Raw genomic sequence first — 26,756 nt, forward strand, 5'->3', positions numbered from 1 at the left:
GATATTTAGCCACGGAAGAACTCCAGCATGGCGTCGCTGTTGACGCGGTAGTTAATGTTGCCGCAATGGCCGCCCAGTGGATAAACGGTCAGGCGATCGCCAAAGGTTTTGCGCAGGAAGCCCAGGTCGCCCGGGCCGAGGATCACGTCGTCGGCGTTGTGCATCACGGCGATTTTAGGGCTGTCGTGCAGGTAATCCTTGAGCGCATACAGACTGACCTGATCGATCAATTGCAACAGGCTGCCGCCATCGGTGCGCGCGCGCCACATCGGGATCACCTGTTCGGTCAGGTAGCAATCGAAGTCACATTGCAGTGCACGCTTGAGGAACGGCGTGAGGCTGGTGCCTTCGGTGATCGGGAATTTCGGCGGGGTGATCAGGCCGCGACGGTTGATCAGGTCCGAGGTGAAGGCAATATCGGCGGCCGAGAAACGGAACGAGGTGCCAATCAGCATCGCCATCTGTTCGTTGGTCAGGTGCTGTTTGGATTGCTGGAAGTCGTAGAGCAGGGCGTCGTTGAGGTCGATGTAACCTTTCTGCTGGAAGTAACGGGTCAATTTGCCCAGCACCAACTCATAGAACGTTGTGCTGTTGTTGATGCCTTTGACTTCGGTCTGTACCAGCCTGTCGAGGTTGGTGATCGAGGTGTAAAGGTTGACCGGCGGATTGAGCAGCAGGACTTTTTTGAAATTGAAGCTGCGGCGGGTTTCGTCCAGATGCGCGACGAAAGCCGCATCAAGCGCACCGAGGCTGTAGCCGGTGAGGTAGTAGTCAGTGACCGGCAGTTTCGGATTTTGCGCCCGCACAGCCTGCATCACACGGTACATGTCCTCGGCGTCTTCCTTGGTCACGCCCGGTGTGGCGAAGCGCGACGCGGCGCTGATGAAGTCGAAGCTGGTCGGTGAGGACAACTGCACGACGTGATAGCCGGCCTTGTAATAGAGTTTTTTCAGGTATTCGTTGAGCGTGCTGTCATAACGCGCACCAGTGCCGGCAATCAGGAAGATCAGCGGTGCTGGTTTGTCCTGGGTGGCGATGCGGTAAGTGAGTTTTTTTACCGCCCAGAAATTGTCCGGCAGGATGAATGCCCGCTCCGGGCGCAAGGTGACGCTGCGGTCGGACTGATTGATGTCGTCGTCCAGTGGCAGTTCCGGGCGCAGGTCCGGCGGAGTCGTGGCGATGGTCGCCTCGAACGGGTTGGTCAGGGGGTAGCCATAACTGGCGGCGTCGATATCCGCCGCCAGTGCGGACGCACTCAAGATAAGGCCGCTGAACAGCGCGGCGAAGCGCAAGGAACGGAGCATGACTGGATCCCTTAGAGGAAGGTGCCGAATGAGGTTCGCAGGCTATGACCACCGGGGTTGTGCCAAAGTGCCATGCCGCGGCATCAAACAGGCAGAATTCGGAGTAATAGTAGCCGGACGATACACTTTGCATCGCGCGGATGAATAGTTAACTGTTGTTAGCGCTTGCGTATGCCGGGCGGCAGATTAAGCTGGCCGCCGATTTTTGTTGATTGGAGTCATTCATGTCCCGCCGCGTGCCCGTGATGCTGTTGCTCGTTCTGCTGCCGTTATGGCTCGCCGCCAGTTATGGCGCGCGATACGGCTTCATGGAGGATGGCAAATGGGTGGGCATCTGCGTAGATGAGGCCAGTCGCTGGGAGTGCCAGATGCGTTCCAGCCTGGGGCTGATGACTCACTTCAAGGTGTTGGGCTGGGCGGCGTTGGGTGCGGCATTGATCGGATTCGTGTTGCCGGGCAGGGCCGGGTGGTGGCTGGCGGTGCTGGCGCTGGTGTTCGGGCTGCCGGCGCTGGCGCTGTACAACACCACGTTGGCGGTGTTTGCGCTGGTGATTGCCGGGTTGCGCCTGGTCCGGCAATCTCGCGGCGTCTGACAATCAGTCATCGCGGGCAAGCCCGTTCCCACAGGGATTTGTGTGCAGTCAGGTCCAAATGTGGGGGCGGGCTTGCTCGCCAAGGGGCCGGCGCAGACGCTGAAGATCAGCGAGTGCGAACCCGCAAGCATCGCCACAATGCCGCCACCATCAAGCCGCTGACCAGTGCCCAGCCCAAGGCCTGCTGGTTCTGCAACCCCTCCTCGAACAACTGCGGTGCGATACCGGCCCCGATGATAAGGGCCAGCAAAGCAATCTCCCGACGCGGCACGCTGACCGGGCGGCACAGGTACACCAGCGCGGGCAGGATGAATGCCATGCTCGCAAAGCTGCGGTAACGCGCATCGAACACCATCTCCAGCATCATCACCGCGGCTGCAAAACCTGCTGTGGCCACCAGCCAGCCGGCGCGACGCTCCAGCAGATTGAAAGCACGTTCACGCCAGCCGGTACGCGCGCTCAATGTCAGCGCGGCATGCGCCAGTACTTTCAGATTCAGCGCTGTCAACAGTCCGACCCACAGCCATTCGCTGGCAAATCGCGTGGTGACCCGGGCCATATCGCCCCAGGCACCGATTGAGCACGCGGCGAGGGCGCCCAGCAGTGGCAATACCAGTGCTGAGCGAGTATTGCGAACGCGGCCGCCAAGGATCAGCGTACCGAGGAAAATCAAACCGCCAACGGCCAGCCATTCTTTCCAGTACGGTACATTCGTCACCGGCCCGGCGAGCATGCCCTTGTCCTGACGATCGGCATCGAACAGCCCCCAATACCCGCCCACCGCACCTTCGCTGCCGCGCTTCCATGGCTGGTCAAACGCTTCGATCAGGTTGTAATGCCAGCCTTCCTTCTCGGCCATCGCGACAAACCCGCGGATATATTTGGCTTCGTTTTCCCGGCTCGGCACGGCAGTCTTGCGTTGACGGCCTTCGCTTGGCCAACCCGTTTCGCCGATCATTATTTCTTTTGGTGCAAACATGCTGCCGAAACTGCGACGTATCGCGGCTACTTGCGACAAGGCCACGTCGACGTTCCATGGATGGTCTTCCCAGTACGGCAGCAAGTGGATCGTTATGAAGTCCACGGCAGGGGCGATGTCTGGATGCCTTTGCCAGAACTCCCAGACATCAGCGTAAGTCACCGGTTGTTTGATCTGGCCTTTGACCTTGTTGATCAGCTTCACCAGTTGCCCGCCGGTCACTTCTTTACGCAGCAACGCTTCGTTGCCGACGATCACCGCGCTGACCACGTCCGGGTTGGCGTTGGCGCAAGCAATCAGCAGGTCGACTTCCTTCTCGGTGTCCACCGGATTGCTGTTGACCCAGGCGCCGATCATCAATTTCAGGCCATGTTTGCGCGCCAGGTCGGGGAGTGCCTCGAGCCCTGCCATGGAATAGGTGCGCAGGCATTGAAACCGCGTCGCCAGCAGCGCAAGGTCGGCGTCCATGCGCTCCGGGCGCAGTTTCAGCGGCACGTCGAACGGCGACTGGTCTTTGTCGAACGGGGTGTAGGACGCGCATTGCAGTTTGTGCGTCGCGGTGGCGGCATCCGGCAGGATCACCGGTTTACCGAGTCCGTACCAGAAGCCGCACAGTGCAAACAGCCCCAGCAGGCAGGCGAAAAGATAGGGGAGAAAAGCAAAGCGCGAAGTCGCGAACATGGTCAGGCCGTGTGGCTGCAAAGCGACGCATGTTACCTGCATTTATATAGGGTTAGGGGCGCCCTTGGTTTTGACATGCAAAGTTCGGGCGGATTGTCTGGTGTCATCTATATATAGAGAAGGTTAATGGCCTTCTGATGTCGTTTCTCGTTGCCTTGAGGTCGCTGACAGAGCAGGTCGTCGAAGGCGTGGGGTTGATGATCAAAAGCGTCAGTGCTCCGCTGATGTTCGAACGAGTTTGCGGTCAGGCGTGATGGGGGCGCTGTGCACCATAACAATACGTTGACGATGCCCGGCATCCGTCGGGCTCAGCATTTCGGGGAAGTAACGATGAAGATGCGACGACTTTTAGGCGCAGGTGCCGCTCTGGTGCTTGCGATGAGTTCCACATTTGCCAGTGCTGAAAAACAGACCCTGAACATCGGATACGTTGACGGCTGGTCCGACAGCGTCGCGACCACTCATGTGGCCGCCGAAGTGATCAAGCAGAAGCTCGGCTACGACGTAAAACTGCAAGCCGTCGCCACCGGGATCATGTGGCAGGGCGTTGCCACCGGCAAACTCGACGCCATGCTCTCGGCCTGGCTGCCGGTCACCCACGGCGAATACTGGGCAAAAAACAAGGATCTGGTCGTCGATTACGGCCCGAACTTCAAGGATGCGAAAATCGGCCTGATCGTGCCGGAGTATGTGAAGGCCAAGTCGATCGAAGATCTGAAAACCGATGACAGCTTCAGAAATCGCATCGTCGGCATCGACGCCGGTTCAGGCGTGATGCTCAAGACCGATCAGGCCATCAAGGATTACGGTCTGGACAAATACAGTCTCAAGGCCAGTTCCGGCGCCGGCATGATCGCCGAGCTGACCCGTGCCGAGAAGAAAAAAGAATCCATCGCCGTCACCGGTTGGGTCCCGCACTGGATGTTCGCCAAGTGGAAACTGCGCTTCCTCGACGACCCGAAAGGCGTTTATGGCGCGGCTGAAACCGTGAACAGCATCGGCAGCAAAGAGCTGGATGCCAAGGCACCGGAAGTGGTCAAGTTCCTGAAGAACTTCCAGTGGGCGTCGAAAGACGAAATCGGCGAGGTCATGCTGGCGATTCAGGATGGTGCCAAACCTGAAGCTGCGGCGAAAGATTGGGTCGCCAAGCACCCGGATCGTGTAGCTGAATGGACTAAATAAACACTTCACCGTCTAACCCTGTGGGAGCGGGCTTGCTTGCGAAAACGGTCTGTCAGTCGACTGATGTGTTGATTGACACGACGCTTTCGCGAGCAAGTCCGCTCCCACAGTTGTTTTGTGTGTACCTGAAATTGGCAAGTACGTCATGGCGTTATACTACTAAGGTCGTCTGGAACCTGGCTCGCAGCCGCATACAGTGAGTATTGTTCCAACAATAATCTGTGCTGCGAGGATAAAAACAATGAACGACAGCATTTACCTCTCGATTCAAAACAGCCCGCGCTTCAAGGAGCTGGTGCAGAAAAGGGAAAAGTTCGCCTGGATACTCTCGGCGATCATGCTCGGGCTCTACTCGGGATTCATTCTTCTGATCGCCTATGCGCCGCAAGAGCTCGGGGCGAAGCTCAGTCCTGAATCTTCGATCACCTGGGGCATCCCGATCGGTGTCGGGCTGATTGTCTCGGCTTTCGTCCTGACCGCTATCTACGTGCGCCGCGCCAATGGCGAGTTTGACGACCTGAACAATGCGATTCTCAAGGAGGCTCAGCAATGATCCGGCGTCTACTGGCTCTTTTGAGCATCGCAGCGTTCGCTCCGGCAGTCTGGGCCGCAGAAGCCTTGACCGGCGAAGTCCACAAACAACCGCTCAACGTTTCCGCGATCGCCATGTTCGTGGTGTTCGTCGGCGCGACCCTGTGCATCACCTACTGGGCGTCCAAGCGCAACAATTCGGCGGCCGACTACTACGCGGCGGGTGGCAAGATCACCGGTTTCCAGAACGGTCTGGCGATTGCTGGTGACTACATGTCGGCCGCGTCTTTCCTGGGGATTTCCGCGCTGGTGTTTGCCTCCGGCTACGATGGGTTGATCTACTCGATCGGCTTCCTGGTGGGCTGGCCGATCATTCTGTTCCTGATCGCCGAGCGTCTGCGTAACCTGGGTAAGTACACCTTTGCCGATGTGGCGTCCTATCGCCTCGGGCAAACCCAGATCCGCACCCTGTCTGCCTGCGGTTCGCTGGTGGTGGTGGCGTTCTACCTGATCGCGCAAATGGTCGGTGCCGGCAAGCTGATCCAGTTGCTGTTCGGTCTCGATTACTACGTTGCGGTGATTCTGGTCGGTATCCTGATGTGCATGTATGTGCTGTTCGGCGGCATGCTGGCGACCACTTGGGTGCAGATCATCAAGGCTGTGCTGTTGCTGTCCGGTGCTACTTTCATGGCGTTGATGGTCATGAAGCACGTCAACTTCGACTTCAACATGCTGTTCTCCGAGGCAATCAAGGTTCACCCCAAAGGTGAAGCGATCATGAGCCCTGGCGGCCTGGTGAAAGATCCGGTCTCGGCGTTTTCTCTCGCTTTGGCGCTGATGTTCGGTACCGCAGGCCTGCCGCATATCCTGATGCGTTTCTTCACCGTGAGTGACGCCAAGGAAGCGCGTAAGAGCGTGCTGTATGCGACCGGTTTCATTGGTTACTTCTACATCCTGACCTTCATCATCGGCTTCGGCGCGATTCTGCTGGTCAGCACCAACCCTGCGTTCAAAGATGCGGCGGGCGCTTTGCTCGGCGGCAACAACATGGCGGCGGTGCACCTGGCTAACGCGGTGGGTGGCAGTGTTTTCCTTGGCTTCATCTCGGCCGTGGCGTTTGCGACCATTCTGGCGGTTGTGGCGGGTCTGACCCTGGCCGGTGCTTCGGCGGTGTCGCATGACCTGTATGCCAGCGTGATCAAGAAGGGCAAGGCTAACGATAAGGACGAGATCCGCGTTTCGAAGATCACCACCATCGCACTGGGTGTTCTGGCCATCGGCCTGGGCATCCTGTTCGAAAGCCAGAACATCGCGTTCATGGTTGGCCTGGCGTTCTCCATCGCGGCAAGCTGTAACTTCCCGGTCCTGCTGCTTTCGATGTACTGGAAGAAGCTGACCACTCGCGGCGCGATGATCGGCGGCTGGCTGGGGCTGTTGAGTGCGGTAGGCCTGATGGTGCTTGGCCCGACCATCTGGGTGCAAATCCTGCATCACGAGAAGGCGATCTTCCCGTACGAGTACCCGGCGCTGTTCTCGATGGTCATTGCTTTTGTCGGGATCTGGTTCTTCTCGATCACCGACAAGTCGGCGGCGGCGGATAACGAGCGGGCGCTGTTCTTCCCGCAGTTTGTGCGTTCGCAGACGGGGTTGGGGGCGAGTGGGGCGGTTTCGCACTGATCGCTTGATGGTTGTATAGGTTGTGCTGAATGCCCCGGTTGAGAGATCGGGGCATTTTTTGTGGGCGTGTTGTCTGTTGATGGTGTGTTTATATCCGTTGCTGCGGTAACGGCTTCCAGGGCTGCGCCCTTACGGCGGGTCACGTTTGGAAACAGTGGCTCGCTGTAAGAGCGAAACCATAGGAGGCCGTTACCGCGGCAACGGATATGCCCCCCCCCCAAACCCCAGACAGACAAAAACGGCCTCTATATAAGAGGCCGTTCCCGGTGCAACTTCAAGACGTTATCGCAAGACAAGTCTTATTTGCGGTCTTCCAGCTTGGTGATGTCACGCGACTCGTAGCCGGTGTACAGCTGGCGCGGACGGCCGATCTTGTACGGGCTGGAGAGCATTTCTTTCCAGTGGGAGATCCAGCCGACAGTCCGCGCCAAAGCGAAGATCACGGTGAACATGCTGGTCGGAATGCCGATCGCCTTGAGGATGATCCCCGAGTAGAAGTCGACGTTCGGGTACAGAGAGCGTTCGATGAAGTATGGATCGGTCAGGGCGATCTCTTCCAGGCGCATGGCCAGTTCGAGTTGCGGATCGTTGGTGATGCCCAGTTCTTTCAGCACTTCGTCGCAGGTCTGCTTCATGACTGTTGCGCGTGGGTCGCGGTTTTTGTAAACCCGGTGACCGAAGCCCATCAGTTTGAACGGATCGTTCTTGTCCTTGGCCTTGGCGATGAATTTGTCGATGTTGGAAACATCGCCAATCTCGTCAAGCATGGTCAGAACGGCTTCGTTCGCACCGCCGTGAGCAGGGCCCCACAGTGCGGCGATACCGGCGGCGATACAGGCGAACGGGTTGGCACCCGAAGAGCCTGCCAGGCGTACGGTGGACGTCGATGCGTTCTGCTCGTGGTCGGCATGGAGGATGAAGATCTTGTCCATGGCGTTGGCGAGTACCGGGCTGATCGGTTTGATCTCGCACGGGGTGTTGAACATCATGTGCAGGAAGTTTTCCGCGTACGTCAGGTCGTTGCGCGGGTACATCATGGGTTGGCCCATGGAGTACTTGTAAACCATCGCTGCCAGGGTCGGCATCTTGGCAACCAGACGGATCGCGGAAATTTCGCGATGCTGCGGGTTATTGATGTCCAGGGAGTCGTGGTAGAAGGCCGAGAGGGCGCCGACTACACCGCACATGACGGCCATCGGGTGGGCGTCGCGACGGAAGCCGTTGAAGAAGGTTTTCAGCTGCTCGTGAACCATGGTGTGGTTTTTCACGGTGCTGACGAACTGGGCTTTCTGTTCTGTCGTCGGCAGTTCGCCGTTGAGCAGCAGATAGCAGGTTTCGAGGTAGTCCGACTTTGCAGCCAGCTGTTCGATCGGGTAGCCGCGGTGCAACAGAATGCCGTTGTCGCCGTCGATATAGGTAATCTTCGATTCGCACGAAGCGGTCGACATGAAACCCGGGTCGAAAGTGAAGCGGCCCGTGGCCGTCAGGCCCCGAACATCAATAACATCGGGACCAACGGTGCCGGTTAAAATGGGCAGCTCGACGGGGGCTGCGCCCTCGATGATCAACTGCGCTTTTTTGTCAGCCATGTGGCCTCCTATTTATGCTTGAACCATCAGACAGACCCCCCACGCAGGGCCCGCACCACTATAGTGAGATAAATTTGAATGTCAATTTGCCTAAAGTCTTGCTCCAGAAGGCTTTAAGTGCACTTTTTCCTCGAAATTGACTGCCATTTACGCCTTTTATGCAACTTGTGCAATCAGCTATTGGGGGTAGGTGATTGCGTTGTCATTAGTAGCCTAACTGTCTATACTCGGCCACCGACCGCCAAGGGCTTTTGGGCCTGCTTTATTGGGGGTCGCATCCCTGGGTGGTGGTTACCTGACCAGTGCACTCCCCAACAACTTTGCCCTGATTGTTAGGGGCTCTTCAGTGTGAAAAAAAAGCCGTGAAAAGCCAACGACCTGTAAACCTAGACCTAAGGACCATCAAACTCCCCATCACCGGCGTTACGTCGTTTCTTCACCGTGTTTCCGGCATCATTCTCTTCCTGGGCCTGGGCTTCATGCTTTATGCATTGGGCAAATCCCTGGGTTCCGAGGAAGGTTTCGCCGAGGTGAAGGCATGCTTGACCAGTCCGCTGGCCAAGTTCGTAGCATGGGGTCTGCTCTCCGCTCTTCTGTATCACCTGGTAGCCGGTGTGCGCCACTTGATTATGGATATGGGCATCGGTGAGACGCTGGAAGGCGGCCGCCTGGGCTCGAAAATTATCATCGCGGTTTCCGTGGTGTTGATCGTTCTGGCAGGAGTTTGGATATGGTAACCAGCGTTACGAACCTTTCGCGTTCGGGCCTCTATGACTGGATGGCGCAACGTGTGTCTGCGGTTGTTCTCGCGGCTTATTTCATTTTCCTGATCGGCTATCTCGCAGTGAATCCGGGCATTGGCTTTGACCAATGGCACGGCCTGTTCAGCCACAACGGGATGCGTATCTTCAGTCTGCTGGCACTGGTGGCTCTGGGCGCTCACGCCTGGGTCGGCATGTGGACCATCGCGACCGACTACCTGACGCCGATGGCGCTGGGCAAGTCCGCGACTGCAGTACGTTTCCTTTTCCAGGCAGTATGCGGCGTTGCAATGTTCGCCTACTTCGTCTGGGGTGTGCAGATTCTCTGGGGTATCTGATTCATGGCTAACATTCCAACGATTTCTTTCGACGCCATCATTATTGGTGGTGGCGGTGCCGGCATGCGCGCAGCGCTGCAACTGGCGCAAGGTGGTCACAAGACTGCCGTGATCACCAAGGTGTTCCCGACCCGTTCGCACACTGTATCCGCCCAAGGCGGCATCACCTGCGCGATCGCGTCCGCCGACCCGAACGATGACTGGCGCTGGCACATGTACGACACCGTCAAGGGCTCCGACTACATCGGTGACCAGGACGCTATCGAATACATGTGTCAGGAAGGCCCGGCCGCGGTTTTCGAACTGGACCACATGGGTCTGCCGTTCTCGCGTACCGAACAAGGCCGTATCTATCAGCGTCCGTTCGGCGGTCAGTCCAAGGACTACGGCAAGGGCGGTCAGGCTGCACGGACTTGCGCAGCCTCCGACCGTACTGGCCACGCGCTGCTGCACACCCTTTATCAGGGCAACCTGAAAGCCGGTACCACGTTCCTGAACGAGTACTACGCTGTCGATCTGGTGAAAAACCAGGAAGGCGATTTCGTCGGTGTGATCGCAATCTGCATCGAAACTGGCGAAACCTCCTACATTCGCGCCAAAGCCACCGTGTTGGCGACCGGCGGTGCAGGCCGTATCTACGCTTCCACCACCAACGCCCTGATCAACACCGGTGACGGCGTCGGCATGGCTCTGCGTGCTGGTGTACCCGTGCAAGATATCGAAATGTGGCAGTTCCACCCGACCGGTATCGCCGGTGCCGGTGTACTGGTTACAGAAGGTTGCCGTGGTGAAGGTGGTTACCTGATCAACAAGCACGGCGAGCGTTTCATGGAGCGTTATGCTCCGAACGCCAAAGACCTTGCCGGTCGTGACGTGGTTGCTCGCTCGATGGTTAAAGAAATCATCGCCGGCAACGGTTGCGGTCCGAATGGCGACCACGTAATGCTCAAACTCGACCACTTGGGCGAGGAAGTGCTGCACAGCCGTCTGCCAGGCATTTGCGAGTTGTCGAAGACTTTTGCGCACGTTGATCCGGTTGTTGCTCCCGTTCCGGTTGTTCCAACTTGCCACTATATGATGGGCGGCGTTCCCACCAACATTCATGGCCAGGCGATCACCCAGAACGACGAAGGCGTGGATCAGGTCATTCCTGGTCTGTTCGCGGTCGGTGAAGTGGCTTGCGTATCGGTTCATGGTGCCAACCGTCTGGGCGGCAACTCGTTGCTCGATCTGGTGGTATTCGGTCGCGCTGCCGGCCTGCACCTCGAGAAGGCACTGACCGATGGCATCGAATACGACGACGCTACCGAAGCCGATATCGAAGCGGCCCTGTCGCGCCTGAATTCACTGAACAACCGTACTGATGGCGAAGACGTGGCAACCCTGCGTCGCGAGCTGCAAAGCTGCATGCAGAACTACTTCGGTGTGTTCCGTACTGGCGAATACATGCAGAAAGGCATCGCGCAACTGGCCGACCTGCGTAAGCGTATCGCTAACGTGAAGATCAACGATAAGTCGCAGGCGTTCAACACTGCGCGTATCGAAGCGCTGGAACTGCAAAACCTGCTGGAAGTGGCTGAGGCGACTGCCATCGCTGCCGAAGTTCGTAAAGAGTCACGCGGCGCGCACGCCCGTGAAGACTTCGAAGATCGTGACGACGAAAACTGGCTGTGCCACACCCTGTACTTCCCGGGTGACAAGCGCGTCACCAAGCGTGCTGTTAACTTCTCGCCGAAGACTGTTCCGACTTTCGAACCTAAAGTCCGGACTTATTAAGGGTGGCCGCCATGTTGCAAGTCAGTGTTTATCGCTACAACCCTGATCAGGACGCCGCGCCGTTCATGCAGGAATTCCAGGTCGATACCGGTGGTAAAGACCTGATGGTGCTGGACGTGCTGGCCCTGATCAAAGAGCAGGACGAGGGTTTCTCCTATCGTCGCTCCTGCCGTGAAGGCGTCTGTGGCTCCGATGGCATGAACATCAACGGCAAAAACGGTCTGGCGTGCATCACGCCGCTGTCTGCCGTTGTGAAAGGTAATAAGTTGATTGTTCGTCCGTTGCCAGGTTTGCCGGTTATCCGTGACTTGGTCGTCGATATGAGCATCTTCTACAAGCAATACGAGAAGGTGAAGCCTTACCTGCAGAACGACACGCCGGCTCCGGCCATCGAGCGTCTGCAGTCGCCAGAAGAGCGTGAAAAGCTCGACGGTCTGTACGAGTGCATCCTGTGTGCTTGCTGCTCGACCTCTTGCCCGTCCTTCTGGTGGAATCCGGACAAGTTCCTGGGTCCTGCTGCTCTGCTGCAAGCCTACCGCTTCCTGGCAGACAGCCGTGACACCAAGACCAGCGAACGTCTGGCTTCGCTCGATGACCCGTTCAGCGTATTCCGCTGCCGGGGCATCATGAACTGCGTCAACGTATGTCCCAAAGGCCTGAACCCGACTAAGGCCATCGGTCACATCCGTAACATGCTGCTTTCGAGCGGCGTGTGATTCAGCTGCTGTAACCGCTGCACCGTAGAGGCTGTGGCGCGGGCTTCAACCCGCGTCATGGCTATAACCAGAGCAGCAGCCATAAGCTGCGGCTCTTATTTTGAAGAAATGAGACAAGCAGGGGCATCCGGGCTGGTACCCGGACTATCAGCGTGATCCTAAGTGGCTTGTTTTGGTCGCTGCATTCGGACTTCTGCAAGTTTGCTCGGTATTGGCGCCGATGGTGTTCCCCTAACCGAGGGTGACCAAGCATGCAAGAAAGCGTGATGCAGCGCATGTGGAACAGCGCCTACCTTTCAGGTGGAAACGCTGCCTATGTGGAAGAGCTTTATGAGCTCTACCTGCACGACCCTAACGCTGTGCCAGAAGAGTGGCGCACCTACTTTCAGAAGTTGCCTGCCGACGGCAACTCTGCCACTGATGTTTCGCACTCCACAATTCGCGATCATTTCGTGCTGCTGGCAAAGAACCAGCGCCGCGCCCAACCGGTTTCCGCCGGCAGCGTGAGCAGTGAGCACGAGAAGAAGCAAGTTGAAGTGCTGCGATTGATCCAGGCCTACCGTATGCGTGGCCACCAGGCAGCCCAGCTTGACCCGCTGGGACTGTGGCAGCGTCCTGCACCTGCAGACCTGTCGATCAATCATTACGGCTTGACCAATGCCGATCTTGATACGACCTTCCGTGCCGGCGACCTGTTCATCGGCAAAGAGGAAGCGAGCCTACGCGAAATTCACGAAGCGTTGCAGCAGACATATTGCCGCACCATCGGCGCTGAATTTACGCATATCACCGATTCCGAGCAGCGCCAGTGGTTCCAGCAGCGTCTGGAAAGCGTGCGTGGTCGTCCGACATACTCCGCCGACATCAAGAGCCACCTGCTTGAGCGCGTGACAGCCGGTGAAGGCCTGGAAAAATACCTGGGCACCAAATACCCGGGCACCAAGCGTTTCGGTCTGGAAGGCGGCGAAAGCCTGATTCCGATGCTCGACGAACTGATCCAGCGTTCCGGTTCCTACGGCACCAAGGAAGTCGTCATCGGCATGGCTCACCGTGGTCGTCTGAACGTACTGGTCAACACCTTCGGCAAGAACCCGCGCGAGCTGTTCGACGAGTTCGAAGGCAAGAAGAAGGTCGAGTTGGGTTCCGGTGACGTTAAATATCACCAGGGCTTCTCGTCCAACGTAATGACCACCGGTGGTGAAGTTCACCTGGCCATGGCGTTCAACCCGTCCCACCTGGAAATCGTTTCCCCGGTGGTAGAAGGTTCGGTTCGTGCCCGTCAGGATCGTCGTAACGATTCGACCGGCGAGAAGGTTCTGCCGATCTCCATCCACGGTGACGCTGCATTCGCAGGTCAAGGTGTGGTCATGGAAACCTTCCAGATGTCGCAGACCCGCGGTTTCAAAACCGGCGGTACTGTTCACATCGTGATCAACAACCAGGTGGGTTTCACCATCAGCAACCCGCTGGACTCGCGTTCCACCGAGTACGCCACCGACGTTGCGAAAATGATTCAGGCGCCGATTCTCCATGTGAATGGTGATGATCCGGAAGCCGTGTTGTTCGTGACCCAGTTGGCCATCGACTACCGCATGCAGTTCAAGCGTGACGTAGTGATCGATCTGGTCTGCTACCGTCGTCGCGGCCACAACGAGGCCGACGAGCCAAGCGGCACCCAGCCTCTGATGTATCAGCAGATCACCAAACAGCGTACCACTCGTGAGCTGTACGCCGATCGTCTGACTCAGGACGGTACTCTTGATGCAGAGCGTGTTCAGGCGAAGGTCGACGAATACCGCAACGCGCTGGACAACGGTCTGCACGTAGTGAAATCGCTGGTCAAAGAGCCGAACAAAGAGTTGTTCGTGGACTGGCGTCCGTATCTGGGCCACGCCTGGACTGCACGTCACGACACCCGTTTCGATCTGAAAACCCTGCAGGAACTGTCCGCCAAGCTGCTGGAAATTCCGGAAGGCTTCGTGGTTCAGCGTCAGGTTGCGAAGATCTACGAAGACCGTCAGAAGATGCAAGCCGGCGGCCTGCCAATCAACTGGGGTTACGCCGAAACCATGGCGTACGCGACCCTGGCGTTTGAAGGTCACCCGATTCGCATGACCGGTCAGGACATCGGCCGCGGTACGTTCTCGCACCGTCACGCTGTTCTGCACAATCAGAAAGACGCGGGCACCTACATTCCGCTGCAGAATCTGTACGACGGTCAGCCACGCTTTGACCTGTACGACTCTTTCCTGTCGGAAGAAGCGGTGCTGGCCTTCGAATACGGTTACTCGACCACCACGCCAAACGCGCTGGTGATCTGGGAAGCCCAGTTCGGCGACTTCGCCAACGGTGCGCAGGTTGTTATCGACCAGTTCATCACCAGCGGCGAGCACAAGTGGGGCCGTCTCTGCGGTCTGACCATGTTGCTGCCACACGGTTATGAAGGTCAGGGCCCTGAGCACAGTTCGGCACGTCTTGAGCGTTACCTGCAGCTATGCGCCGAGCACAACATTCAGGTGTGCGTACCGACCACTCCGGCGCAGATCTACCACTTGCTGCGTCGTCAGGTGATCCGCCCGCTGCGCAAACCACTGGTAGTTTTGACTCCGAAGTCGCTGCTGCGCCACAAGCTGGCCATCTCGACGCTGGAAGACCTGGCCGAAGGTTCGTTCCAGACCGTGATCCCGGAAATCGATGCTCAAGATCCGAAAAAGGTCGAGCGCATTGTTCTGTGTAGCGGCAAGGTCTACTACGACCTGCTGGAAAAACGCCGTGCCGAAGGCCGTGACGATATCGCCGTCGTGCGTATCGAGCAGCTGTACCCATTCCCTGAGGACGACTTGAACGAAGTTCTGGCTCCGTACACCAACCTCAAACATATCGTTTGGTGTCAGGAAGAGCCGATGAACCAGGGTGCCTGGTACTGCAGCCAGCACCACATGCGCCGCATCGTTAGCAATCACAACAAGTCTCTCGTACTTGAGTACGCGGGCCGTGATGCTTCTGCTGCACCTGCTTGTGGTTATGCATCGATGCACGCCGAGCAGCAGGAAAAACTGCTGCAAGACGCGTTTACCGTTTAACGCCTTCGCGCACCTGAAACCGAATTTAAGGAACTACAGATAATGGCTATCGAGATCAAAGCCCCCACTTTCCCGGAATCGGTTGCCGATGGCACCGTTGCCACCTGGCACAAACAACCGGGCGACGCTGTCAAGCGCGACGACCTGATCGTTGACATCGAAACCGACAAAGTCGTACTGGAAGTGCTGGCTACTGCTGATGGCGTGCTGGGCGCAATCGTCAAGAACGAAGGCGACACCGTTCTGTCCGACGAAGTCCTGGGCTCCATCGAAGCGGGCGGCGCTGCGGCCGCTGCTCCAGCCGCCGCTGCTGCTCCGGCCGCTGCTGCCGTTGCCCCGGCTGCCGCCGAAGGCGAAGACGATCCTGTTGCTGCTCCGGCTGCTCGCAAGCTGGCTGAAGAAAACGGCATCAACATCGCTTCCGTTGCCGGCACCGGCAAGGGCGGTCGTGTGACCAAGGAAGACGTGGTTGCTGCTGTTGCTGCCAAGAAAGCCGCTCCGGCTGCCGCGCCTGCCAAGGCTGCTGCTCCTTCGGCCGCCGCTCCTGTGTTCGCCGCTGGCGACCGCATCGAGAAGCGCGTACCGATGACCCGCGTTCGCGCCACTGTGGCCAAGCGTCTGGTTGAAGCTCAATCGAACATGGCAATGCTGACCACTTTCAACGAAGTCGACATGACCGAAGTCATGGCGCTGCGTTCCAAGTACAAGGATCTGTTCGAGAAGTCCCACAACGGCGTACGCCTGGGCTTCATGTCTTTCTTCGTGAAGGCGGCCACCGAAGCACTGAAGCGCTTCCCGGCTGTGAACGCGTCGATCGACGGCGGCGACATCGTTTATCACGGCTACGCTGACATCGGCGTTGCCGTTTCCAGCGACCGCGGCCTGGTTGTACCGGTCCTGCGTAACGCCGAGCTGATGAGCCTGGCTGAAATCGAAGGTGGTATCGCCACTTTCGGCAAGAAGGCCCGTGACGGCAAACTGTCGATGGACGAGATGACCGGTGGTACCTTCACCATCACCAACGGTGGTACCTTCGGTTCGATGATGTCGACCCCGATCGTCAACCCGCCGCAGGCAGCTATTCTGGGCATGCACAACATCATCCAGCGTCCTATGGCCATCAATGGTCAGGTCGTTATCCGTCCGATGATGTACCTGGCATTGTCCTACGATCACCGTCTGATCGATGGCAAAGAAGCTGTGACCTTCCTGGTGACCATCAAGAACCTGCTGGAAGATCCGGCTCGTCTGTTGCTGGATATCTGATAGAAGCAGCTGCAAGCTTCGAGCAGCAAGCCGCAAGAAAGGGCGGCTTGGCTTGAAGCTTGTGGCTTGAAGCTTTTCGCTAAAGAGGATTTTTTGAATGTCGCAGAAATTTGACGTAGTAGTGATTGGTGCTGGCCCTGGTGGCTATGTGGCTGCCATCAAGGCCGCACAACTGGGTCTGAGCACTGCCTGCATCGAGAAGTACACCGACGCCGAAGGCAAGCAAGCCCTGGGCGGTACCTGCCTGAACGTCGGCTGCATTCCTTCCAAGGCGCTGCTGGACAGCTCCTGGAAATACAAGGAAGCGAAAGAAAGCTTCAACGTTCACGGTATCTCGACCGGCGAAGTCAAAATGGACGTCGCTGCGATGGTTGGCCGCAAGGCTGGCATCGTCAAGAACCTGACCGGCGGCGTTGCCACTCTGTTCAAGGCCAATGGCGTTACTTCGATCCAGGGCCACGGCAAGCTGTTGGCTGGCAAGAAAGTCGAAGTCACCAAGCCGGACGGTTCGGTTGAAGTCATCGAAGCTGAAAACGTCATTCTGGCGCCAGGTTCGCGTCCGATCGACATTCCACCGGCTCCGGTTGATCAGAACGTCATCGTCGATTCGACAGGTGCGCTGGAATTCCAATCCGTGCCTAAGCGTCTGGGCGTGATCGGCGCTGGCGTGATCGGTCTGGAACTGGGTTCGGTATGGTCGCGTCTGGGTGCAGAAGTGACTGTCCTGGAAGCCCTGGACACCTTCCTGATGGCAGCGGACACCGCGGTTTCCAAGGAAGCGCTGAAAACCCTGACCAAGCAGGGTCTGGACATCAAACTGGGTGCTCGCGTGACCGGTTCGAAAGTGAACGGCGACGAAGTCGTTGTTAACTACACCGATGCCAACGGCGAACAGACCATCACTTTCGACAAGCTGATCGTAGCCGTTGGTCGCCGTCCGGTGACCACTGATCTGCTGGCTGCCGACAGCGGCGTGACCCTGGACGAGCGCGGTTTCGTGCACGTTGATGATCAATGCGCGACCACCGTACCGGGCGTTTTCGCCATCGGCGACGTGGTTCGCGGCATGATGCTGGCTCACAAAGCCTCGGAAGAGGGCATCATGGTTGTCGAGCGCATCAAAGGTCACAAGGCTCAGATCAACTATGACCTGATCCCTTCGGTTATTTATACTCACCCGGAAATCGCGTGGGTTGGCAAAACCGAGCAGGCATTGAAAGCTGAAGGCGTTGAAGTTAACGTTGGCACCTTCCCGTTCGCCGCTTCCGGCCGTGCCATGGCCGCCAACGATACCGGTGGTTTCGTCAAGGTCATCGCCGATGCCAAGACTGACCGCGTATTGGGCGTGCACGTAATTGGCCCGAGCGCTGCAGAACTGGTTCAGCAGGGCGCGATCGGTATGGAGTTCGGCACCAGCGCTGAAGACCTGGGCATGATGGTTTTCTCCCATCCGACCCTGTCTGAAGCCTTGCACGAAGCTGCTCTGGCTGTGAATGGCGGCGCCATCCACATTGCCAACCGCAAGAAGCGTTAACAGACAATAAGAAACCACGGCGGTAACGGCCCGTCGTGAGCCTTGCGAGCAAGTCTCACCGCGGAATGTCCGCTGGACGCAGTCTTGCGTAGCTCAGCTACGCAAGCAGCAGTCACAGGTGGCGCGGCACTCATCAAGAGCGCAGCGCCGAATGCGCAGTACCTAACGAAGACGGTAAAAAGCATGAATCTTCACGAGTATCAGGGTAAGCAGCTGTTCGCTGAATACGGCCTGCCAGTTTCCACTGGTTACGCAGTAGACACCCCGGAAGCAGCAGCAGAAGCTTGCGACAAAATCGGCGGCAACGAGTGGGTTGTCAAAGCCCAGGTTCACGCCGGTGGTCGCGGTAAAGCGGGCGGCGTTAAGCTGGTTCGCAGCAAAGAAGACGCCAAAGCCTTCGCACAGCAGTGGCTGGGCAAGCGTCTGGTGACTTACCAGACTGACGCCAATGGCCAGCCAGTCACCAAGATCCTGGTTGAATCGTGCACTGATATCGCTAAAGAGCTGTACCTGGGCGCTGTCGTTGACCGTTCGAGCCGTCGCATCGTGTTCATGGCTTCCACCGAAGGTGGCGTGGACATCGAGAAAATCGCTCACGACACTCCAGAAAAAATTCTGAAAGCCACTATCGATCCACTGGTTGGCGCTCAGCCATTCCAGGGGCGCGAGCTGGCATTCCAGTTGGGTCTGGAAGGCAAGCAGGTTGCTCAGTTCGCCAAGATCTTCGTAGGTCTGGCCAAACTGTTCAAGGATCACGACCTGGCTCTGCTGGAAGTGAACCCGCTGGTGATCAAGGCTGACGGCGATCTGCACTGCCTGGACGCCAAGATCAACATCGACGCCAACGCCATGTACCGTCAGCCTAAGCTGAAGACTTTCCACGATCCGTCGCAAGACGATCCGCGCGAAGCGCACGCCGCCAAGTTCGAACTGAACTACGTAGCACTGGAAGGCAACATCGGCTGCATGGTCAACGGTGCCGGTCTGGCCATGGGTACCATGGACATCGTCAACCTGCATGGCGGCAAGCCAGCCAACTTCCTCGACGTAGGTGGTGGCGCTACCAAAGAACGCGTGACCGAAGCGTTCAAGATCATCCTGTCCGACACTAACGTCGCTGCAGTGCTGGTCAACATCTTCGGCGGCATCGTTCGCTGCGACATGATTGCCGAAGGCATCATCGGCGCTGTGAAAGAAGTCGGCGTGAAAATCCCGGTTGTTGTTCGCCTTGAAGGCAACAACGCTGAGCTGGGCGCTAAAGTACTGGCAGAAAGCGGTTTGAACATCATCGCTGCTACCAGCCTGACCGACGCTGCTCAACAAGTTGTCAAAGCTGCGGAGGGCAAATAATGAGCGTCCTGATCAATAAAGACACCAAAGTTATCTGCCAGGGTATTACCGGTTCGCAAGGTAGTTTCCACACCCAGCAAGCCATCGAATACGGCACCAAGATGGTTGGTGGCGTAACTCCGGGCAAAGGCGGCACCGAGCACCTGGGTCTGCCAGTGTTCAACACCGTTAAAGACGCCGTAGCTGCCACTGGCGCTACCGCCAGCGTGATCTACGTTCCGGCTCCTTTCTGCAAAGATTCGATCCTGGAAGCTGCTTTCGGCGGTATCAAGCTGATCGTCTGCATCACCGAAGGCATTCCTACCCTGGACATGCTGGACGCTAAAGTTAAGTGCGACGAACTGGGCGTAGTCCTGATCGGCCCTAACTGCCCAGGCGTGATCACCCCAGGCGAATGCAAGATCGGCATCATGCCAGGTCACATTCACTTGCCAGGCAAGGTCGGTATCGTTTCCCGTTCCGGCACCCTGACCTACGAAGCTGTGAAGCAGACCACTGACGCCGGTTTCGGTCAGTCGACTTGCGTCGGCATCGGTGGTGACCCGATCCCGGGTTCGAACTTCATCGACATCCTGAAGCTGTTCCAGGAAGACCCGAAGACCGAAGCGATCGTGATGATCGGTGAGATCGGCGGTTCGGCTGAAGAAGAAGCGGCTGCCTACATCAAGGCACACGTGACCAAGCCGGTTGTTTCCTACATCGCTGGTGTGACTGCTCCTCCGGGCAAGCGCATGGGCCATGCTGGCGCAATCATCTCTGGCGGCAAAGGCACTGCAGACGAGAAATTCGCTGCTCTGCAAGACGCAGGCGTTAAAACCGTGCGTTCGCTGGCAGACATCGGCAAGGCCCTGGCCGAGCTGACTGGTTGGGCTGTCAAGTAAGCCTCGCGCTTAGCTGACGCTTCACCAAACAAAGGCCACCTCCGGGTGGCCTTTGTCGTTTCTGGCATTTGAGTCGATGGTGGCTATTTATAGGCATCCACCCAATTACATGCAAAAACGCGACGCGGAAACGTCGCGTATCGGATAGTTCGCCCTCAAACAGTGCGTTTGTAAGCCAAATTCGTTAGGCTAGCCGCCATTTTTGCGTCTGCCGCCCACAAGGCATGCAACGCGCTATACGGGTCAGTCCCATACGGATCGACAGCATTTCCCTAATCCCACAGGGCAATCCCCCTCTAAATTCCGATTCAGTAGTGTGGTATTTCCTTAATGAAAGTTTTGAAAGGTCAGGACATCCTGGCACTTGGTTTTATGACATTTGCCCTGTTCGTTGGGGCTGGCAATATCATTTTTCCGCCGATCGTCGGCTTGCAGGCCGGACCTCACGTCTGGATGGCAGCACTGGGCTTCCTGATCACGGCGGTCGGTTTGCCGGTGGTCACCGTCATTGCGCTGGCCAAGGTCGGCGGCGCAATGGACACGTTGAGCAGCCCGATCGGCAAGATTGCCGGCGGTGTGCTGGCGGCCGCTTGCTACCTGGCGGTCGGTCCATTGTTCGCCACACCGCGGACCGCGACCGTGTCGTTCGAAGTGGGTCTGGCGCCACTGACTGGCGAGAGCCCGCTGGCGCTGTTCCTCTACAGTTCCGTGTACTTCCTGCTGGTGTTCTTCATCTCGCTGTATCCGGGCCGTCTGCTCGACACCGTAGGTCGCTTCCTCGCGCCGTTGAAGATCATTGCACTGGCGGTACTGGGCATCGCTGCATTCGCCTTGCCCGCGGGAGATATCGGTAGCGGTACTCCGGAATATGTGGCTGCACCGTTCTCCCGGGGTTTCATCAATGGTTACCTGACCATGGATACCCTCGGTGCGCTGGTGTTCGGCATCGTCATCGTTAACGCGATCCGCTCCCGTGGTGTCGAGTCGCCTGCGCTGATCACCCGTTATGCGATCATCGCCGGACTCATTGCCGGTGTCGGTCTGGCGCTGGTGTATATCAGCCTGTTCCGTCTTGGTTCCGGCAGCCACGAAGTAGCCGTTGGTGCCACCAATGGCGCTGCGGTACTGCACGCTTATGTGCAACACACCTTTGGCTCCCTGGGCAGCGGTTTCCTTGCGGTGCTGATCTCGTTGGCGTGTCTGGTGACGGCCGTGGGCCTGACCTGCGCGTGTGCCGAATACTTCAGCCGAGTGCTGCCACTGTCCTACAAGACGCTGGTGATCATTCTGGCGGCGTTCTCGCTGCTGGTGTCCAACCTGGGCCTGACCAAATTGATCGCCTTCTCCATTCCGGTGCTGACCGCGATCTACCCGCCATGCATCGTTTTGGTAGCGCTGAGCTTCTGCAAAGATTTCTGGCATGAGCACGGCCGTATCATCGGCCCAGTGATGCTGGTGTCCTTCGTGTTTGGCTGCATCGACGCTCTGAAAGGCGCCGGTCTGGCCGACTGGCTGCCATCGCAACTGTCGCATCTGCCACTGAGTGAACAGGGCCTGGCGTGGCTGGTGCCGTGTGTGATGACCCTGGTGGTTGCAGTGATCTGCGATCGCGTGCTGGGCAAGCGTAGTGAAGCCATTGCCTGACGTTTCCTGACCCGCCACAAGCGGGTCTTGGGCGATTAAACAGAAATGCCCCGTATCAATCGATACGGGGCATTTTTTATGAACATCAGGCAGTGTCTTTTTTCCTGAGCTAACGTCGAACGATTACATCGATTCTGGTGGGAGCGAGCAAACCCGCTCCCCCCGATAAAGTGCTCATATTTGACAAGGAATTGCATGTCGTTCATCCAAGCTAACCTGATCCATTTGCTCGCTGCACTCTGGTTTGTCATCTGCTGGGGCGGTTACACCCGATACGCCAGTTGGAAGGCTCGCGACACCGCTTGCCTGGCCAGCGTGCTGCACCTGTATCGTGAAGACTGGATGCGCCGCATGTTGCTGCGCGACAACCGCATCGCGGACGCTAGCGTGATCGGCAATCTGGAGCGCAACGCCTCGTTCTTCGCCTCCAGTACCCTGATTATTCTCGCCGGTATTCTCACCGTGCTTGGTGCTTCCGAGCGTGCGGTGTCGTTGCTGGCGGATATTCCGATGGTGCAGCAGGCGTCGCAAGGCATGTCAGAGATCAAGTTGCTGTGTCTGGCCCTGGTGTTCGTCTATGCGTTCTTCACGTTCAGTTGGTGCATGCGTCAGTACAACTTTGCGGCGATTCTGGTGGGCTCGGCGCCCATGATCGGTGAGCGACAAGTCTCGGAGCAGGAGCGCAAGGCCTTCGCTTTGCGGGCGGCGCGGGTGATTTCGATGGCGGCCAACCAGTTCAACTTTGGCCTGCGCTCCTATTACTTCGGCATGAGCATGCTGGCGTGGTTCGTCAGCCCCTGGCTGTTCATGATGATGAGCGCCGGGGTCGTGGTGGTGTTATACCGCCGCGAATTTCATTCCGACGTCCTCGATGTAATGGTGTATACCCCTACACAGGCGCCCATCCCCGAGGCGAACAAGGAAGCTGCTTGATGAGTATTCCATTCTGGTGTGTGTTTATCAGTGCGCTGTTGATTTACATCGCGCGTATGCCGGTGGCCAAGGCCATGAAAGAGCAGGGTGGTTACAACAATCACCTGCCGCGCCAACAGCAGGCGCAGCTCACCGGTTACGGCGCCAGGGCGCTGGCGGCTCACCAGAACAGTATTGAAGCGTTCATGTTGTTTTCGGTAGGCGTGCTGATGGCGCATACCACGCAAACGGCGGGGTGGTTGATCGATACATTGGCAATCATTTTTGTAATAGCCCGGATCATCTACCTGTGGTTTTACCTGGCTGACCTGCCGCGACTGCGCAGTCTGGTCTGGGGAATCGGTTTATTGTGTTCGTTGTTATTGATGATTAGTCCGACTTTTAGAACGGTGTTGCTTTAACAGCGCATTACCGAAAAGTAACAGGCAAAAGAAAACCCGCACTTGGCGGGTTTTCTTTTTCTGCATCAAGAGGCGATTTATTGCGTCTTGGCAGCTTCGTCTTTCGCAGCTTCGTTCGATTCCGCCTGATCTTTGGCGGCTTCGGCGTTTTCTTTTGCTGCGTCGTTCACTTTATCCTGAGCTTTGCTCATGTCTTGTTGAGCTTGTTCAGCATGTTCTTTGGCATCTTGAGCTTTGTCCTCGGATTTTTTATCGCAGGCAGCGAGACCGAGGGACGCGGTCAACATCAAGGCAATAGCTAAAGTCTTACGCATGGGGTGTTTCTCCTTATGGAAAATAACTACTGGCCTTAAGAGCTCGCGCCTGAGGGTTAAGTTCCTCATTTGTTTCAGATATATAAGTTTGTTTTGCTGCGGAACTTTTGCTGTGTTTCCTACTACTGGCAAATGGATTTAACGAGAGTAATTATCAAATGGCTGACCACCCCGTTTTTGAGCGTGCGACACGATTTCTGTCGGCGTTGCGTCACTGTCAGGTTCTTGGTTTGCAGGTGCACAGCGCCTCCACCGAAGGGCTCACGGTTATCCTGCCGTACAGCCCGAAAATCGTGGGCAATCCGCAAACCGGGGTGATTCATGGCGGGGCAATCACCTCGTTGATGGACACGGCCTGCGGGATGTCCACTTTGTGTGTACTACCGGAGTTCGAGGTTTGCCCGACTCTTGATCTGCGCATCGACTACATGCACGCCGCTGAACCCGGCAAAGATGTTTATGGCTTCGCTCAGTGCTACCGGGTAACGACCGATGTGATCTTCGCTCGCGGCTTTGCTTATCAGGATGATCCCGGACAGCCGATCGCCCATGTCGTTGGCACGTTCATGCGTATGGGGAAGGGGCTCAGGGGCACCAAAGGTTTCGGCGGTGCGATCAAGGGGGAAGGTCAATGAGTGATGAATTGAAGGATCAACTGCAACAGGCCCACGAACAGGGTGACTACGCGCCGCTGCTGAAGTTGATCCCCTACGCCGGGCTGATCGGCATCGAATGCTCACGGGTCGGTGATGAGTTGCTTTTCAAGCTCCCGGCGAACAAGGACAACATTGGTAACCCTTTATTGCCGGCGATCCACGGCGGCGTTATTGCCGGGTTCATGGAGCTGGCCGCTGCCCTGCATTTATTGATTTTTACCGGTGCGCCGGGCGTGCCGAAGATCATCGACTTTTCCCTCGATTACCTGCGAGCCGGGCAATTTCGCGACACTTGGGCCAAGTGCGAGGTCTGCCGGCAGGGGCGGCGAGTCGCTAATGTCGCGGTCACAGCATGGCAAAGCACCGAAAACGAACCGATTGCCACTGCCCGTGCGCACTTCAAAATCGATGACCCCTTGAAATCCTGAACACTGCCCCAAACTCTGATGACAACCCGCCGCAGACCATTCGGGTCGCGGCCAATGCCATCTGATTGGAGTTTGATGACCATGAGTGTGGAAACTCAAAAGGAAACCCTGGGCTTCCAGACCGAGGTGAAGCAACTGCTGCACCTCATGATCCATTCGCTGTATTCCAACAAGGAAATCTTCCTTCGCGAATTGATCTCGAACGCCTCTGACGCTGTAGACAAGCTACGCTTCGAAGCCTTGGCCAAGCCTGAGTTGCTCGAAGGTGGCGCAGACCTGAAAATCCGTGTGAGCTTCGACAAAGACGCCAAAACCGTCACCCTCGAAGACAACGGTATCGGCATGAACCGTGACGATGTGATCACCCACCTGGGCACCATCGCCAAGTCGGGCACTGCCGATTTCATGAAAAACCTCTCGGGCGATCAGAAGAAGGATTCTCACCTGATCGGTCAGTTCGGCGTCGGTTTCTACTCGGCCTTCATCGTTGCAGACCAGGTTGACGTGTACAGCCGTCGCGCCGGCACACCTGCCAGCGAAGGCGTGCACTGGTCGTCGAAAGGCGAGGGTGAGTTCGAAGTTGCCACGATCGAAAAACCTGAGCGCGGCACTCGCATTGTCCTGCACCTGAAAGCGGCGGAAGACGAGTTCGCCGATGGTTGGCGTCTGCGCAACATCATCAAGAAGTACTCCGATCACATTGCCCTGCCGATCGAACTGCCGAAAGAAGTCACCGCAGCCGAAGGCGAAGAGCCGCCAGCCGTTGAGTGGGAAACCGTCAACCGCGCCAGTGCCCTGTGGACCCGTCCTCGCACCGAAGTGAAGGATGAGGAATACCAGGAGTTCTACAAGCACATCGCCCATGACTTTGAAAACCCGTTGGCCTGGAGCCACAACAAAGTCGAAGGCAAGCTCGAATACAGCTCGCTGCTGTACGTGCCGGCCCGCGCACCGTTCGACCTGTACCAGCGTGAGGCGCCGAAAGGCCTGAAGCTGTACGTGCAGCGTGTGTTCGTGATGGATCAGGCCGAGTCGTTCCTGCCGTTGTACCTGCGCTTCATCAAGGGTGTGGTCGACTCCAACGATCTGTCGCTGAACGTGTCGCGGGAAATCCTGCAGAAAGACCCGATCATCGACTCGATGAAGTCGGCGCTGACCAAGCGCGTACTCGACATGCTGGAAAAACTGGCGAAGAACGAGCCTGAGCAATACAAAGGCTTCTGGAAAAACTTCGGTCAGGTCATGAAAGAAGGCCCGGCAGAGGATTTCGCCAACAAGGAAAAAATCGCTGGGCTGCTGCGTTTCGCATCGACCCATGACGAAGACGGCGAGCAAGTTGTCGGTCTGGCTGACTACCTGGCGCGCGCCAAGGAAGGTCAGGACAAGATCTATTACCTCACCGGCGAAACCTACGCGCAGGTCAAGAACAGCCCGCACCTGGAAGTCTTCCGCAAGAAAGGCATCGAAGTGCTGCTGCTGACCGACCGTATCGACGAGTGGCTGATGAGCTACCTCAGCGATTTCGACGGCAAGACGTTTGTCGACGTGGCACGCGGTGATCTCGATCTGGGCAACCTGGACTCGGAAGAGGACAAGAAGGCCGCAGAAGAAGTCGCCAAGTCCAAAGAAGGTCTGGTCGAGCGTCTGAAAACCGCGCTGGGCGATTCCGTTGCCGAGGTTCGCGTGTCTCATCGTCTGACCGATTCGCCAGCCATTCTGGCCATCGGTGAACAGGACCTGGGCTTGCAAATGCGCCAGATCCTCGAAGCCAGCGGGCAGAAAGTGCCGGAATCAAAGCCGATCTTCGAATTCAACCCGAGCCACCCGCTGATCGAGAAACTCGACGGCGAGCAGAACGAAGGACGTTTTGGCGACCTGTCGCACATCCTCTTCGATCAGGCCGCTTTGGCGGCTGGCGAAAGCTTGAAAGACCCGGCCGCGTACGTGACCCGTCTGAACAAGCTGCTGGTTGAACTGTCGGTTTAATCACGTTGCAAAAAAAACCCGCTTCGCAGACTGTGTGAAAACCTAGCAATCTGCGCAGCGCTCAATGAAAATGCTCCGTATCGAAAGATACGGAGCATTTTTCGTTATGGCTTACATCCAAGGAGAGTCTCGCAGCCAGACCAGCCTGTTTCC

At 57.3% G+C, this 26,756-nt stretch carries 23 protein-coding genes; 19 read left to right on the forward strand and 4 right to left on the reverse strand.

The features are described from left to right. Positions 1-5: 5 nt before the first annotated feature. Positions 6-1,304, reverse strand: a complete 1,299-nt coding sequence (locus tag AACY18_RS14485; RefSeq protein ID WP_339433628.1) for a serine/threonine protein kinase — start codon at positions 1,302-1,304, stop codon at positions 6-8. Positions 1,305-1,528: 224 nt separating this feature from the next. Here AACY18_RS14485 and AACY18_RS14490 point away from each other — a divergent pair, with 224 nt between their 5' ends. Beyond that, complete coding sequence (locus AACY18_RS14490) at positions 1,529-1,897, forward strand: hypothetical protein (RefSeq protein WP_339433629.1); 369 nt, start codon at positions 1,529-1,531, stop codon at positions 1,895-1,897. A gap of 106 nt (positions 1,898-2,003) precedes the next feature. Here AACY18_RS14490 and AACY18_RS14495 read toward each other — a convergent pair whose 3' ends face one another. After that, positions 2,004-3,599 (reverse strand): glycoside hydrolase family 17 protein, encoded by a 1,596-nt coding sequence (locus AACY18_RS14495; RefSeq protein ID WP_339433630.1) that lies wholly within the window; start codon positions 3,597-3,599, stop codon positions 2,004-2,006. Between the two features lie 288 nt (positions 3,600-3,887). On the opposite strand from AACY18_RS14495, the gene AACY18_RS14500 reads away from it, so the two are divergent. The 3 genes from AACY18_RS14500 (at position 3,888) to AACY18_RS14510 (ending at position 6,947) form a co-directional block, all read left to right on the forward strand. Continuing rightward, complete coding sequence (locus AACY18_RS14500) at positions 3,888-4,739, forward strand: glycine betaine ABC transporter substrate-binding protein (protein ID WP_339465221.1); 852 nt, start codon at positions 3,888-3,890, stop codon at positions 4,737-4,739. Positions 4,740-4,980: 241 nt separating this feature from the next. Further along, positions 4,981-5,292 carry a DUF485 domain-containing protein gene (locus AACY18_RS14505; protein ID WP_339433632.1) on the forward strand — a complete coding sequence of 104 codons (312 nt, stop codon included), beginning with the start codon at positions 4,981-4,983 and terminating at the stop codon, positions 5,290-5,292. Further along, the gene (locus AACY18_RS14510; protein ID WP_339433633.1) at positions 5,289-6,947 is read left to right on the forward strand and encodes a cation acetate symporter; all 1,659 of its coding nucleotides are present in this window, start codon (positions 5,289-5,291) and stop codon (positions 6,945-6,947) included. Before AACY18_RS14505 ends, AACY18_RS14510 begins: the two co-directional genes overlap by 4 nt. A 299-nt stretch (positions 6,948-7,246) precedes the next feature. Here AACY18_RS14510 and gltA read toward each other — a convergent pair whose 3' ends face one another. Further along, positions 7,247-8,536, reverse strand: a complete 1,290-nt coding sequence (gene gltA, locus AACY18_RS14515) for a citrate synthase (protein ID WP_221732168.1) — start codon at positions 8,534-8,536, stop codon at positions 7,247-7,249. Between the two features lie 362 nt (positions 8,537-8,898). Here gltA and sdhC point away from each other — a divergent pair, with 362 nt between their 5' ends. The 12 genes from sdhC to AACY18_RS14575 all read left to right on the forward strand — a co-directional run bounded on the left by sdhC (position 8,899) and on the right by AACY18_RS14575 (position 23,219). Further along, on the forward strand, positions 8,899-9,273 hold the full coding sequence (gene sdhC, locus AACY18_RS14520) for a succinate dehydrogenase, cytochrome b556 subunit (protein ID WP_015096190.1): 375 nt from the start codon (positions 8,899-8,901) through the stop codon (positions 9,271-9,273). Further along, positions 9,267-9,635, forward strand: a complete 369-nt coding sequence (gene sdhD / locus AACY18_RS14525; RefSeq protein WP_221732169.1) for a succinate dehydrogenase, hydrophobic membrane anchor protein — start codon at positions 9,267-9,269, stop codon at positions 9,633-9,635. The genes sdhC and sdhD overlap by 7 nt, the downstream gene beginning before the upstream one ends. A 3-nt stretch (positions 9,636-9,638) precedes the next feature. Further along, positions 9,639-11,411 (forward strand): succinate dehydrogenase flavoprotein subunit, encoded by a 1,773-nt coding sequence (gene sdhA / locus AACY18_RS14530; RefSeq protein WP_339433634.1) that lies wholly within the window; start codon positions 9,639-9,641, stop codon positions 11,409-11,411. A gap of 11 nt (positions 11,412-11,422) precedes the next feature. Then, a complete protein-coding gene (locus AACY18_RS14535; RefSeq protein ID WP_003223007.1) occupies positions 11,423-12,127 on the forward strand; it encodes a succinate dehydrogenase iron-sulfur subunit in 705 nt (234 codons plus the stop codon). Between the two features lie 251 nt (positions 12,128-12,378). Next, on the forward strand, positions 12,379-15,210 hold the full coding sequence (locus tag AACY18_RS14540; RefSeq protein ID WP_339433635.1) for a 2-oxoglutarate dehydrogenase E1 component: 2,832 nt from the start codon (positions 12,379-12,381) through the stop codon (positions 15,208-15,210). 42 nt (positions 15,211-15,252) lie between these two features. Further along, entirely contained in the window at positions 15,253-16,476 is a 1,224-nt protein-coding gene (odhB, locus tag AACY18_RS14545; RefSeq protein WP_339433636.1) for a 2-oxoglutarate dehydrogenase complex dihydrolipoyllysine-residue succinyltransferase, read from the forward strand. 97 nt (positions 16,477-16,573) lie between these two features. Beyond that, positions 16,574-18,010 (forward strand): dihydrolipoyl dehydrogenase, encoded by a 1,437-nt coding sequence (gene lpdA / locus AACY18_RS14550; RefSeq protein ID WP_339433637.1) that lies wholly within the window; start codon positions 16,574-16,576, stop codon positions 18,008-18,010. 183 nt (positions 18,011-18,193) lie between these two features. Beyond that, positions 18,194-19,360, forward strand: a complete 1,167-nt coding sequence (gene sucC / locus AACY18_RS14555) for an ADP-forming succinate--CoA ligase subunit beta (protein WP_085732277.1) — start codon at positions 18,194-18,196, stop codon at positions 19,358-19,360. Further along, positions 19,360-20,241 carry a succinate--CoA ligase subunit alpha gene (sucD, locus tag AACY18_RS14560; protein ID WP_007919877.1) on the forward strand — a complete coding sequence of 294 codons (882 nt, stop codon included), beginning with the start codon at positions 19,360-19,362 and terminating at the stop codon, positions 20,239-20,241. The genes sucC and sucD overlap by 1 nt, the downstream gene beginning before the upstream one ends. Before the next feature lie 330 nt (positions 20,242-20,571). Then, positions 20,572-21,885, forward strand: a complete 1,314-nt coding sequence (brnQ, locus tag AACY18_RS14565; RefSeq protein WP_339465222.1) for a branched-chain amino acid transport system II carrier protein — start codon at positions 20,572-20,574, stop codon at positions 21,883-21,885. Between the two features lie 195 nt (positions 21,886-22,080). Next, complete coding sequence (locus tag AACY18_RS14570; RefSeq protein ID WP_339433720.1) at positions 22,081-22,818, forward strand: DUF599 domain-containing protein; 738 nt, start codon at positions 22,081-22,083, stop codon at positions 22,816-22,818. Beyond that, positions 22,818-23,219, forward strand: a complete 402-nt coding sequence (locus AACY18_RS14575; RefSeq protein ID WP_339433719.1) for an MAPEG family protein — start codon at positions 22,818-22,820, stop codon at positions 23,217-23,219. The genes AACY18_RS14570 and AACY18_RS14575 overlap by 1 nt, the downstream gene beginning before the upstream one ends. A 77-nt stretch (positions 23,220-23,296) precedes the next feature. On the opposite strand, the gene AACY18_RS14580 is transcribed toward AACY18_RS14575, so the two are convergent. Next, complete coding sequence (locus AACY18_RS14580) at positions 23,297-23,533, reverse strand: hypothetical protein (RefSeq protein ID WP_339433718.1); 237 nt, start codon at positions 23,531-23,533, stop codon at positions 23,297-23,299. A 158-nt stretch (positions 23,534-23,691) separates the two neighbouring features. Here AACY18_RS14580 and AACY18_RS14585 point away from each other — a divergent pair, with 158 nt between their 5' ends. The 3 genes from AACY18_RS14585 to htpG all read left to right on the forward strand — a co-directional run bounded on the left by AACY18_RS14585 (position 23,692) and on the right by htpG (position 26,603). Further along, positions 23,692-24,168, forward strand: a complete 477-nt coding sequence (locus AACY18_RS14585; RefSeq protein WP_339433717.1) for a PaaI family thioesterase — start codon at positions 23,692-23,694, stop codon at positions 24,166-24,168. Next, positions 24,165-24,617, forward strand: coding sequence for a PaaI family thioesterase (locus AACY18_RS14590; RefSeq protein ID WP_221732179.1), 453 nt, complete (start codon positions 24,165-24,167; stop codon positions 24,615-24,617). Before AACY18_RS14585 ends, AACY18_RS14590 begins: the two co-directional genes overlap by 4 nt. A gap of 81 nt (positions 24,618-24,698) precedes the next feature. Further along, the gene (gene htpG / locus AACY18_RS14595) at positions 24,699-26,603 is read left to right on the forward strand and encodes a molecular chaperone HtpG (RefSeq protein ID WP_339433715.1); all 1,905 of its coding nucleotides are present in this window, start codon (positions 24,699-24,701) and stop codon (positions 26,601-26,603) included. Positions 26,604-26,756: the final 153 nt, after the last annotated feature.

The sequence above is a fragment of the Pseudomonas sp. EA_65y_Pfl2_P74 genome, from assembly GCF_963970575.1.
Taxonomy (GTDB): Bacteria; Pseudomonadota; Gammaproteobacteria; order Pseudomonadales; family Pseudomonadaceae; genus Aquipseudomonas; species Aquipseudomonas baetica_A.